Raw genomic sequence first — 11,792 nt, 5'->3', positions numbered from 1 at the left:
GAGGTGGCCAACCACCTGATCTTTCTGCACAAGGGCCAGATCGAAGAGCAAGGCGTGCCGCGCGAGGTGCTGGGCCAGCCCAAGAGCGAGCGGCTGCAGCAGTTCCTGTCGGGCAGTTTGAAGTGAAGCCCATCGCTGACTTGCGCACCCTGCTGGCCAGCATGGAGCCGGTGCTGAACGACGGCGTGTTTGCGTTCGCCAGCCTGCCTGCCGGCTATTCCATCGGCTTGGAGGATGTGGTGGCCAGCATCCACGAGCCCGAAGGCCTGTCTGTGGTGTTGACCGAAGCCCGGGCACTGGCGCTGCAGCTATCGGTGCTGTTCCGCTGCGCATGGATCACACTGACCGTGCATTCCGACCTGCAGGCCGTGGGCCTGACCGCCGCGTTTGCACGGGCGCTGGGCGACGCAGGCATCAGCTGCAATGTGGTCGCCGGTGCCCACCACGACCACATCTTTGTGCCCGTGGAGCGGGCGCAGGACGCGATGGCCGCCCTGCGCCAGTTACAGCAAAGCACCGCTAAATAAATATAAAAAATCCGTGCGACGCCTATATCTACTGCGCAACCAGCTACATATTTAATAGCACAAGAAGCTAAAAAAGGGCGTTGTTTACACTGGGGGCCTCTGCTTTTGCACTCTGTCGCCCGCGCCCGTGAACAACCCCATCGTCTCCTCCCTGCTCCCCGTGGTCCTGCTTATCGCCTTGGGCTGGATCGCCGGCCGCCGCCAGTGGATAGGCCCAGGCTCGGTGAAAGACCTGTCCAACCTGGTGTTTCTGCTGCTGTCGCCGGCCCTGCTGTTCCGCAGCATGAGCGTGGTGCATGTGCAGGACCTGAGTCTGAAGCCGGTGGCGGCCTACTTCCTGGGCGCGGGGGTGATATTCGCGGGCACGCTACTGGTCTATGGCTTTAACCGCACAGCCGCCGTGCTGGGCATGGCCAGCACCTATAGCAACACTTCGATGATCGGCATCCCCCTGATTGGCCTGGCCTACGGGCCGCCGGGCATGGTGACGCTGCTGACCCTGATCTCCCTGCACGCCCTGGTGCTGCTGACCCTGGCCACTGTGGCGGTGGAGTTGGCCGTAGCCCGCGAAAACGCCCGCAACGGCGGCCCCCAGCACCATGTGGCGGTGCTGGTCTGGCAGGCGGTGCGCAATGCGGTGCTGCACCCTGTGCCCATCCCCATCGTGGCCGGCCTGCTGTTTGCCCAGACTGGCTGGACCATCCCAACGGTGATAGACACGCCTTTGATGCTGCTGGGCCAGGCCTTCAGCCCGGTGGCCCTGGTGATGGTGGGCATCACCCTGGCGCAGAACCGAGTTGGACCGCAGCTGCGCCCGGCGCTGGGACTGGCGCTGGCGAAAAACCTGCTGCATCCCGCGCTGGTGGTGCTATTTGGCTGGCTGCTGGGCCTGCATGGTTTGTCGCTGATGGTGATGGTGGTGGCAGGCGCCATGCCCATGGGCGCGAACGTATTCCTGTTCGCGCAACGCTACCGCACCAAGGAAGAAATGATTACCGCCAGCGTAGCCGTGTCCACCGTGCTGGGCCTGGTCACGGTCACCGCGGTGATGAGCTTCGTGTCCTGGTGGTATCAGTAACCCGCTACTGAATCCACTGCATTCAGTAGCGGCTGGCCGCTGCGCACGCGCTGCAGGTTGTCCAGTATCTGCGCCACGATCACACTGGCCTGGGCGCCGGAAGCCATATGCGGCGTGACCACCACGCGCGGGTGCGCCCACAGCGGGCTGGATGCAGCCAAGGGCTCCTGCGCAAACACATCCACCACCGCGCCGCGCAATGTGCCGTGGTCCAAGGCCTGCAGCAAGTCGTCCACCACCAGGTGCTCGCCGCGCCCGCAGTGCACCAGGGCTGCGCCGGGCTTCAAACGGCTGAACAGGTCCTTGCCCAGAATGAAGCGGGTCTCGGGTGTCAGGGGCAACAGGCAGACCAAAATGTCCGGCGCCTGCAGAAAATCATCCAAAGCGTCCGGCCCGGCATAGGTGCGCACACCATCGATGGCATGGGCAGACCGCGACCAGCCGCAGATCACAAAGCCCTGAGCCCGCAGCACCTGCGCAATATGGCCGCCCAGCACGCCCAGGCCCATCACGCCCACATGGGTTTGAGCGGGAGTCTTCTGTACCGGCATCTGCCAGACGCGCTGCGCCTGCTGCTGCTGCGCGCGGTCCAGCGCTCGGTGGTAGTACAGCACGGACCACAGCACGTACTCGGCCATACCCACAGCCAGCCCGGGGTCCACGATACGCGTCACCGGCAGCTGGGTGGACGCCGGCAGACGCTGCAGCACGTGCTCTACACCGGCCGCAATCGAGCACACCAGGCGCAAGTTCGGCAGGCTCTCGGCCAGGCCCGGTGGCGGAAACCAGGCGGCCAGGGCCACCACGTCGGCCGGGTCGGGCACATCCGGCCACAGACGTACCTGCACATCCGGCCAATGGCGCTCAGCCTCGGTACGGAAGGCAGCATGCAGCCCGCCCAAATCATCGGTATCGCTGCACACCAGCAGAGTCGGCATAGTGGAAGTTCAGTTGCGGTAAGAGGGGTCGATGCGGTCCAGCTTGCGCAGCCAGGCCGCCCAGAGAATCTGGCGCTCGTGCTCCACGCTTTGCAGCTGCTCACAGGCATGCTGGCTGAGGTGCACGGGCATGGGGCTTACCGGGCCGGCCGTCGCGGCCATCTGGCTGGCCGCCATCTGGATTTCGCAGGCGCGGTTCAAGTAGTACATGATACAAAACGCGTCGGCTACCGTAGCCCCCACCGACAGCAGTCCGTGGTGGCGCAGGATGAGCGCAATATTGTTGCCCAGCGCCTGCTGGATGCGTTCCCGCTCGCCCAGGTCGAAGGCCACGCCTTCGTAGGCATGCACGCCGACCCGGCCATAAAACTCGGTGCTGATCTGGTTCAGCTGCAGCAGCCCGCCATCGCAGGCCGCCACCGCCATGCCAGCCAGGGTATGGGTGTGGATCACGCAATCCGCATGTTGCCCGCTCATGTGCACCGCGCTGTGCACGGTGAAGCCGGCCACGTTGTAGTCAGCGCCTCCTGACACCACGCGGCCCTGCATGTCCACCACCAGCAGGTCGCTGGCGCAGACCTCGTCGAACATCTTGCCAAAGGGGTTGATCAGGAAACGCTCTTCCCCATCATCCTCTCCACCAATGGACGGCAGGCGCGCCGAAAAGTGGGTGTAGAGCGTGTCGTCCCAGCCAAACAGGGCGGCCAGGCGGTAGGCCGCAGCCAGGTCGCGGCGCAAGGTGGCTTCGTCAGTCGTTACGGTCATATCAAGCGTCCAGTCCCATGAATTTGCGCACACGCTCTGTCGTGGCGCTAGGCGCGTCGGGTTGTTGAATCTGCTGCGGGGTGGCGTCCAGCTGGACCAGGCCGTTCTCCATGAACAGCACGCGGTCGGAGATGGCCAGGGCGAAGTCCATCTCGTGGGTCACGATCACCATGGTCATGCCCTCTTGCGCCAAGTCCTGGATCACCTTCAGCACCTCGCCCACCAGCTCGGGGTCGAGTGCGGATGTGGGCTCGTCGAACAGCATCACGTCGGGCTCCATGGCCAGGGCACGTGCAATCGCCACGCGCTGCTGCTGGCCGCCGGAGAGCTGGTGGGGGTACTTCTGGTGGTGCGCCAGCAGGCCCACTTTGTCCAGCAGCTGCAGCGCGCGGGTGCGGCGCAAAAGCGCATCTGCGGGCTGCTGGTGGTAGCGCGGCGCCAGGCAGACGTTGTCCAGCACGGTGAGGTGCGGGAACAAATTGAAATTCTGGAAGGCCATGCCGATACGGCCAATGCCTTTGCGCACGCGGCTGCTGTCCAAAGGCTCGTTGGCGTGGATATAGTTTTCGCCAAACAGAATGATCTCGCCCTGGTCGATTTTCTCCAGGCCGTTGATGGTGCGTATTAGCGAGGTCTTGCCCGAGCCGGATGGCCCGATGATGGAAATCACCTCGCCCGCTGCCACCTGCAGCCCTATGCCCTTGAGCACCTGGTGCGGCCCGTAGGCCTTATGGATATTGCGCAGCTCCAGGGCGGCAGGCGTACCGGCTACGGCCACCACCGGCTGCAAGGCTACCGGACCACCCAGCTCACCGCGCAGCGCGGTACACGCAGCGGCGTCCAGTGTCACGGGCTGGCGCGTGTGCAGGTCCAGCCGCTTCTCCAGCCAGCTGAACAGGGTGCTGAAGATAGTGACCAGAAACACGTAGTACACGGCCACGGCCAGCAGGGTTTCCATCACCAGAAAGTTCTGCGAATACAGGCGCAGACCAGTCATCAACAGTTCGGGCAGCGAGATCACCGACACCAGCGAGGTCAGCTTGATGATGGTGACGTATTCGTTGATCAGCGTGGGCAGGGCGATACGAAAAGCCTGCGGAATCACGATCAGGCGCATGGCGCCAAAGCGGCCAATCGCCAGCGCCTTGCCCGCCTCGCGCTGGCCCTTGGCCACCGACAGCAGGCCGCCACGATGGATCTCGGCCATATAGGCGGCCTCGGTCAGCACCATGGCGAGCAGGCCGGCAAAGAAGGGTTCACCAATGATGCTGCGGCTGGCCGGGAATATCTGCGGCAGATTGAACACAAACACCACCAGCACCAGCAGCGGCACGCTGCGGAACAGCCACACATAAAATGCGGCCGCCGCGCTGATCCAGCGCGACTCGGCAATCCGCGCGCAGGCCACCAAAAAGCCCAGCACCAGGCCCAGCCCCCAGGACAGCGAGCCCAGCTCAACCACCGTTACGCAGGCCCGCCAGAACACCCCCATGGAAAACAGAGAGAAGAAATACGGCCAATCCAATTCCATGCAGATGCTCCTGGTTCTCTAATGCCGCGAGGGCTTACTTGGAAGCGACGGGTTCCAGGTCGTACTTCTTGATCAGCGCTGCGTATTCGCCGCTGGCCTGGGCGGCAGCCAAGGCTTTCTCCAGCGACTGGTACAGCGCGGTGTTGCCCTTCTTCACGTAGATGCCCAGGGTTTGTGGATAGACCAGCGCGGGCGAGCTGATGGTGATGCGGCCCTTGCTGCGTTCTGCCAGCATCTTGGCGGCGCCGGCGATTTCCAGCTGGGCCTGGATGTTCTTCGACAGCAGCGCTTGCGAAGCCTCAGGTGCGGTCGGGAACTCGCTCACGGCCACGGCGGGCTTGCCGTTCGGCACGCAGTAGTCGGTGGACAGCTTGGCCAGGGCCTTGACCCAGCTGGTACCGGCTTGTAAGCCAACCTTCATGCCGCACAGTTCCTGCTCGGTCTTGGGGCTAACGCCGCCATCCTTGGCGACCATGATGGAAGCGCCGGTGCGGGCATAGGCAATCGCATCGGCCTGGGCCATGCGCTCGGGGGTGATGTACATGCCGGAGATTACGGTATCAAACTGGCCGCTGCCCAGGCCCAGGATCAGGCTGGGGAACTTGGTGTCCACGAAAGCCGGCTTGGTCTTCATGTCCTTGCTCAGCATCTCAGCCACATCGGGGTCAAAGCCCACGACCTTGTCGCCCTGCCAGGATTCAAACGGGGGGTAGGTGATTTCCATGCCGACCTTGATCTGGCCGGGGGTCAGAGTTTGGGCAAATGCAGCGGCCGGCAGCAAGGCCGCCAGTGCCACAGTCAACAGGCTGCGTTGCAGGGACGCGGTACGGATGGTTTTCATCATGGTGGTTAACTCCTGGGGTGGGTGGACAAATAACGGAAGTGAAACGGGGTTCAGGCAATGGCCTGTGACTTCAGGTGGCCGAAGCTATTGGGCTTCAGCGCACCTTCTGGCAGGGCGATTTCACCGGCCTCTACCTTGCGTTTGAGGTAGGTATAGGTCTGCTGGGCCTGCGAATACATGTGGTCGCCGATCGACAGCTCGCTGTAGCTGGTGCTCGCAGATGCACGGGCAAACTGCGGCAGCGGGCGGATGCGCGTGTGGTAGTCGCAGGCAAAGAACAGCGGGAAGGAATAGCGCTCGTGCTGCACCTTGCGCACGCGGTGCGAGGTGGAGGGGAAAGCGCCAGCGGTCATCACCTCCAGCATGTCACCGATGTTGATCACAAAAGCCTCTTCACCAGCCTCGGAATACGGCGGAGCGTCAACCCAGACACCCTGGTCATTCATCACTTCCAGGCCGGGCTGGTCGGCCAGCAGCAGGGTGAAACACTCGTAATCGGTGTGGGCGCCTATGCCGGGCGCATCCACCGCCTCGGTATCCACGGGGTAGTGGATCAAGCGCAGCTTAGACGGCGGGCAGGTCACCATGGCCTCAAAGAAGTCTTCCGACTGGCCCAGCGACAAGGCAAAGCCACGGAACAGCTGGCGACCGAGGGCGAACACCGCCGCGTAATAGCTGGCCACTGCGGCCTTGAAGCCGGGCAGATCCGGCCATTTGTTGTTACCGATCAGCGGCGTGCCAGCCAGCACCAGCGGGTGGTCGGCAGGCACTTCAAAGCCGATGTCGAAGGCTTCCTTGTGGTCGGGCCGGCCTTTGGAATACACCTCTTCGCCTTCGGGCACATAGCCTTTGTGGCCCCAGGATTCGCCGATGTAGTAGCGCATCTTCCATTCCATCTGCTGGGCGAACAGCGTGCGGCTGGCCTCGCGCAGACCGGCCACCAGCTTGGAATCGATGCCGTGGCCAACGATGTAGAAAAAGCCCACATCGCGTGCCGCCTGGCCCAGGGCATCGGCCACCGTCTGGCGCTGCGCCAGGCTGTCGCTGTAGAGGCCGCTGATGTTGATCACGGGCAAGGCCGTGAAGTTACGTGGTCCGGGTTGCATGCTCAGAGTCCTGCCGTGGGTTGGGAGATGTTGTGTTGCGACCAGCGCTGGAAATGCTGCCGCTCTTCCAGCGCCATCCAGCGGTTGACGGACCACAGGTCGGCCACCGGGCTGCGCGTGTAGGGCATCAAATGCATATAGCCATCCGGGCCGAACTCGGGGGTCAGCGTGGCCGTGGCGTAGCCCTGGGCACGCTGCGCAGCCCAGATGGATTCCCAGAAGCGCTGATGGAACGCCAGCTCGGGCGCGTACTCGGGTGCCGCCGGGTCGGGCACCTGCGGCCCTTGGGCATAGGCCACACGGGCCTGGATATGGTGCACGCGGTCGATGAATGGCTGGAAGTCGTCCAGCGGGTCGTCCAGCAGACGCTCGCACACCACCACCCAATGGCTGATGTCGGCGGTGTAGCGCAGCTGGGGCAACTGGCGAGCTATGTCCAGTGTGACCCAGGGGCTGTACAGCGAGCTGGCACGGTGCGTCTCGAAGGTGCAGGCAATGCCCGCCGCATCTGCCAGGGCTTGGGCCCGGCCCAGAAAGTCCACCTGCGCAGTCAGGGGCCAGCGGTCGTTGCCGGCCAGCAGATTCACGAAACGGGGTGCTATGTCTGCCGCTGCATCGAAGGCGCGGGCCAGGTGCTGCAGATGCACCTCGGGGCCGTCCTGCTGGCGCGGGATTACATCGGCGCCGGTGAACACGGTGGCAATGTAGTCCAGCGCCTCGGCACGAAGGGTATCGCGCAGCACACGCCGAGCCGATGTATCCAGGGGCAGGCGGGCTTCCAAGCCCGTGCAGCCGGCTTCGCGCAACTGCTCCACACAGGCCACCATGTCCGTGGTCGCGCCCCAGGTAGAGCGAAAAATCTTGAGTTCCATGGTCTTATCTCAGCGGTACGCCACGCCGGGCAGCACGCACAGCATTTCGTAAAGCAAGTTCGCTGCCAGTTGCGAGGTATTGCCGCTGAGGTCATAGGGTGGCGACACCTCCACCAGGTCTCCGCCGACCAGGTTCAGTCCTTTGCAGCCGCGCACGATTTCCAGCGCCTGGATGGCGGTCAGGCCGCCCACTTCGGGAGTACCGGTGCCGGGGGCCCAGGCGGGGTCGATGCCGTCAATGTCAAAGCTGAGATACACCGGGCCACTGCCCAACTGGGTGCGCACCTCGGCCATCAAGGGTGCCAGCGACTGGTACCAGCACTGCTCGGCCTGCACCAGGCGAAAGCCCTGGTCCACACCCCATTGGAAGTCGCCGCTGGAATAGCCCTGGGCACGCTGGCCGATCTGCACCACGCGCTTGCAGTCCAGCAGGCCCTCTTCCACCGCACGGCGGAAGGTGGTGCCGTGGGCAATCTTCTCGCCAAACATGTCGTCATTGGTATCGGTGTGCGCGTCCACATGCACCAGGCCTACCGGGCCGTGCTTGCGCACAATGGCCCGCAGGATGGGCAATGTGATGGTGTGGTCGCCCCCCAGCGTCAGCGGGATCACCGGGTGCTGCAAAACGCTGTCGTAGCTTTCCTCGATGATGCGCACCGACTCCAGCAGGTTGTAGGTGTTGATGGCCACATCGCCAATGTCGGCGACCGACAACGAGTCGAACGGCGCCGCCCCTGTCGCCATGTTGTAGGGCCGGATCATCACCGACTCGGCGCGGATCTGGCGCGGCCCGAAGCGGGTGCCAGCGCGCAGCGAGGTGCCGATGTCCAGTGGCACGCCGATGAAGGCAACGTCCAGGCCGGCTGCGCTGTCCATGGCGGGCAGGCGCATCATGGTGGAGCGACCGGCAAAGCGCGGCATCTCGTTGCCGCCCTGGGGTTGGTGAAGAACTTTGGACATCTCGCGGGGACCTTTGGAACTGGAAGCCAGAAACTGGGTTGAACTTTAGCCAGCCCTGGTTATGAAAAAATAGTAGAAAACAAATAATCAGTTTCGACTTTTCACAACTAAACAGCATGGCGACTCCCCCTGGCACCGACTTCAAGCTGCTGCGCATCTTTGCCAGCGTGGCGCGCAACCAAGGCTTTGCCCGCGCACAGCAGGAGCTGAACCTGACCACCTCGGCCATCAGCACCTATATGACCCAGCTGGAGGCCCAGGTCGGCTTCAGCCTGTGCCGGCGCGGGCGCGGTGGCTTTGCGCTAACGCCCAAGGGTGAGCTGCTGTTGTCCGAAACCCTGCGCGTGCTGGGCGAGCTGGACAGCTTTGATCTGTATACCCAGTCGCTCAAGGGCGAGCTGGGCGGCACCCTGAAGATGGGCGTGCTCGACACCACGGTGACCGACGTCTCGCTGCCGCTGGCCCAGGCGATTGGCGTGTTTTCCAGCAAATTCCCCGGCATGCACCTGAGCCTGCTGATACGCAGCCCCTATGAGCTGCAGAAGGGCCTGCTGGACAACGAGCTGGACATTGCCGTGGGCTTCTTCCCGGCCAAAGCCAATGGCCTGGTCTACCACCCGCTGTACCGCGAGCAGCAATGGCTGTACTGCAGCGACAGGCATCCCTGCTTCAGCCAACGGGCGGTGCAGCCGGCCTATGTGTCGGAGCTGAACGTGGTCAGCCGCAGTTACTGGAGCCAGACCGAGCTGGGCCGCCATGGCTTCAAGCGCAGCGTGGCCACGGTGGAGAGCATGGAGGCGCAGCTGATTCTGATCCTTTCGGGCGGCTACATAGGCTACCTGCCCGAACACTACGCCCAGTCCTGGGTGGAGCAGGGGCGGCTGAAGGTGCTGCTGCCGGCCGAGTTCGGCTACCAGTCGCAGTTTTCGCTGGTGTTCCGCCGGGGCCGCAGCCGCGAACTGCCGCTGCAGGCCATGCGCGAGTTGCTGCAGCCGGGCAAACGTTCAACCAAGGGGTAAAGTGGATTGCCCACAAACGCTACATATTTCATAGCTACTCACGCAGATAGAATCTGCGCCAACGGCCTAAAAACCTTGTAAATTTAAACTAGCGTAAAAGCGGGTTCTGGCTGAACAGCTCAGCCGCCCAGTCCACAAATGAGCGCACCTTGGCGCTCAGGTGGCGGTTCGGCGGGTACACCACGTAGACCGGCACGGTTCGGATCGACCACTCGGGCAACACCTGCACCAGTGCACCGCTGGCCAGATGTGGCGCGGCCATGAAGCTCACCAACTGCGCCACGCCCAGGCCGGCCAGCACAGCCGCCATATAGGCATTGCTTTCGTTGACGGAAATACGGTGCGGGCTGGCCAGCTCAATAGTCTCGCCGTCTTTCTCAAAGTCATGCGGCATCAAACGCCCGGTGCGGGGCGAAAAGAAGTTCACCATGTAGTGCCCCTTCTCCAGATCCAGCGGGTGCAAGGGTACGCCATGGCGGCGCAGGTATTCGGGTGAAGCCACGGACATGAACGGCAGGTTGCCAATGCGCCGCGCCACCAGCGACTGGTCCAGCAGCTCGCCGCCGCGTATCACGCAATCCACGTTGTCGCCGATCAGGTCCACCGGACGGTCGCTGACCCCCAGGTCCAGCTGGATGTCGGGGTAACGTGCATAAAAAGTGTGCAGTGCCGGTATCACCAGCAGTTGCGCCACAGACGAGCCTACATCCACCCGCAAGCGCCCTTGCGGCGTGGTCTGGGCATTGCCCATGCTGGCTTCCAGCTCGTCCAGGTCGGCCAGCAGCCGGGACGCACGCTCGTAGTAAGCGGCACCATCGGGTGTGACGGACACACGGCGCGTAGTGCGGTGCAGCAGCTTGACGCGCAGGCGCGACTCCAGATGCTGGATCTGTTTGGTGACCGTAGCCTTGGGCAGCGCCAGCGAGTCGGCGGCCTTGGTAAAAGTGCCTGCCTCCACCACCCGGGCAAAGACACGCATGGTCAGTATCTGGTCCATAGTCCTCTCTTGCCCAAGCCTCGTGCCAGAGCGGATCGCATCTTCGCACGGTAAAGATGGCCTATTGTTGCTGGATTAGAAACAGAGAACTCGCAAAACCCCATCTTTATCCAATAAACCATGCGCACTACATTACTTCACATTCCCGCACCACCTGCGATTTACTGAAAACACCACCATGGTCTCCCGCCCCACAACCACCCGGCCCACACAGCCCACCGAAAGCGACGCCTGCATCGCGCTGCCGCAGCGGCCCGCGGTGGATGTGCGCATGTACGGCAAGCGCATACCCGGCGGTGCCGCGCCGCTGGTGCTGCACTTCCATGGCGGCGCCTTTGTGGCGGGCGGCCTGGACAACGGCGCCACGGTGGCACGGCTATTGGCCAGCGCCGGGGCGGTGGTGGTCTCGCTGGCCTACCCGCTGGCGCCAGCGAGTCCGTTTCCACAGGGCGTAGAAGTGGGCTACGACACGCTGGAATGGGTTTACAAACACCGCGTGAAACTGGCCGGCCAGGGCGCCCGCCTTTTCCTGGCCGGCGAAGAAGCCGGTGGCAACCTGGCCGCCGCCGTGGCCATGATGGCACGCGACCGTGGCCACCCACCGCTGGCCGGGCAGATTCTGCTGTCGCCCATGCTTGACCCCTGCGTGGGCACGGCGTCGCTGCGGGCCAGCACCGGTGCTGCTACCGGCTGCAAATGGGCCGATGGCTGGCAGCAGTACCTGCGCTGCCCGATGGACGCCGAGCACCCCTATGCCGTACCCGGCGTGGCCCGCCGTCTGGCCGACCTGCCGCCCACCCTGGTGCTTAGCGGTGCAGACGACCCCATGCGCGACGAAGCTCGGGCCTACGCCGAGCGGCTGCGCAGTGCCGGCATCGCAGCCAGCTTCAATCTGGTAACGAATGCCAAGGGCTGGCCCGATGCCTTGTACACCCCGCTGATCGCCGAATGCCCTTGTGCGGCGGACCTGCAGCAACAGTTCCGCGCCTTCTTCGAAGCCACGCTGCCGTCCCAGCAGGCCAGCCCCGACAAGCCCGGAAGCTGTTGACGCTAGCGCGCTGAACCGCCCTCCTCTGTAACCCGTTTTTCCCGGCCCTGTGGGTCCGGGCGGGCCGCCGCATGGCCCACCGTTTTTTCCATCCTCTCTGAAAGACT

Annotated in this window: 12 protein-coding genes and 1 pseudogene; 5 read left to right on the top strand and 8 right to left on the bottom strand. The window is 63.7% G+C overall.

The window, feature by feature from the left end; genetic code table 11:
* The 3 genes and pseudogenes from AC07R0_RS21455 to AC07R0_RS21445 all read left to right on the top strand — a co-directional run.
* A pseudogene (locus tag AC07R0_RS21455) lies at positions 1–126 on the top strand (histidine/lysine/arginine/ornithine ABC transporter ATP-binding protein); the annotation flags it as partial.
* On the top strand, positions 123–527 hold the full coding sequence (locus AC07R0_RS21450) for an ACT domain-containing protein (protein ID WP_495106376.1): 405 nt from the start codon (positions 123–125) through the stop codon (positions 525–527). The pseudogene AC07R0_RS21455 and the gene AC07R0_RS21450, both read left to right, overlap by 4 nt.
* 127 nt (positions 528–654) lie before the next feature.
* Positions 655–1,605 (top strand): AEC family transporter, encoded by a 951-nt coding sequence (locus AC07R0_RS21445; protein ID WP_495106375.1) that lies wholly within the window; start codon positions 655–657, stop codon positions 1,603–1,605.
* Here the strand turns inward: AC07R0_RS21445 and AC07R0_RS21440 are convergent.
* Genes AC07R0_RS21440 through speB form a run of 7 tightly spaced genes read right to left on the bottom strand, consistent with a single transcriptional unit; the run spans position 1,599 to position 8,621 of the window.
* Complete coding sequence (locus tag AC07R0_RS21440) at positions 1,599–2,543, bottom strand: 2-hydroxyacid dehydrogenase (RefSeq protein WP_495106374.1); 945 nt, start codon at positions 2,541–2,543, stop codon at positions 1,599–1,601. The genes AC07R0_RS21445 and AC07R0_RS21440 overlap by 7 nt on opposite strands.
* Positions 2,544–2,552: 9 nt before the next feature.
* Positions 2,553–3,308 (bottom strand): class II aldolase/adducin family protein, encoded by a 756-nt coding sequence (locus tag AC07R0_RS21435; RefSeq protein WP_495106373.1) that lies wholly within the window; start codon positions 3,306–3,308, stop codon positions 2,553–2,555.
* A gap of 1 nt (position 3,309) precedes the next feature.
* Positions 3,310–4,839, bottom strand: a complete 1,530-nt coding sequence (locus AC07R0_RS21430) for an amino acid ABC transporter permease/ATP-binding protein (RefSeq protein ID WP_495106372.1) — start codon at positions 4,837–4,839, stop codon at positions 3,310–3,312.
* Positions 4,840–4,873: 34 nt separating this feature from the next.
* Positions 4,874–5,683, bottom strand: a complete 810-nt coding sequence (locus AC07R0_RS21425; RefSeq protein WP_495106371.1) for a transporter substrate-binding domain-containing protein — start codon at positions 5,681–5,683, stop codon at positions 4,874–4,876.
* 50 nt (positions 5,684–5,733) lie between these two features.
* A complete protein-coding gene (locus tag AC07R0_RS21420; protein WP_495106370.1) occupies positions 5,734–6,789 on the bottom strand; it encodes an isopenicillin N synthase family dioxygenase in 1,056 nt (351 codons plus the stop codon).
* A 2-nt stretch (positions 6,790–6,791) separates the two neighbouring features.
* The gene (locus tag AC07R0_RS21415; RefSeq protein WP_495106369.1) at positions 6,792–7,661 is read right to left on the bottom strand and encodes a sugar phosphate isomerase/epimerase family protein; all 870 of its coding nucleotides are present in this window, start codon (positions 7,659–7,661) and stop codon (positions 6,792–6,794) included.
* A gap of 9 nt (positions 7,662–7,670) precedes the next feature.
* Positions 7,671–8,621: an agmatinase gene (gene speB / locus AC07R0_RS21410; protein WP_495099991.1), complete on the bottom strand. Its 951-nt coding sequence runs from the start codon at positions 8,619–8,621 to the stop codon at positions 7,671–7,673.
* Positions 8,622–8,737: 116 nt separating this feature from the next.
* Between speB and AC07R0_RS21405 the strand changes: the two genes are divergently transcribed.
* Positions 8,738–9,640 (top strand): LysR family transcriptional regulator, encoded by a 903-nt coding sequence (locus AC07R0_RS21405; RefSeq protein WP_495106368.1) that lies wholly within the window; start codon positions 8,738–8,740, stop codon positions 9,638–9,640.
* Between the two features lie 88 nt (positions 9,641–9,728).
* On the opposite strand, the gene AC07R0_RS21400 is transcribed toward AC07R0_RS21405, so the two are convergent.
* Positions 9,729–10,637, bottom strand: a complete 909-nt coding sequence (locus AC07R0_RS21400; protein WP_495099993.1) for a LysR family transcriptional regulator — start codon at positions 10,635–10,637, stop codon at positions 9,729–9,731.
* Positions 10,638–10,815: 178 nt separating this feature from the next.
* On the opposite strand from AC07R0_RS21400, the gene AC07R0_RS21395 reads away from it, so the two are divergent.
* Positions 10,816–11,685 (top strand): alpha/beta hydrolase, encoded by an 870-nt coding sequence (locus tag AC07R0_RS21395; protein ID WP_495106367.1) that lies wholly within the window; start codon positions 10,816–10,818, stop codon positions 11,683–11,685.
* Positions 11,686–11,792 lie beyond the last annotated feature (107 nt).

Source organism: Rhodoferax sp. GW821-FHT07F03, from assembly GCF_059418745.1.
The sequence above is the reverse complement of the archived record's forward strand: the minus strand, read 5'-3'. Positions and strand labels throughout refer to the sequence as shown.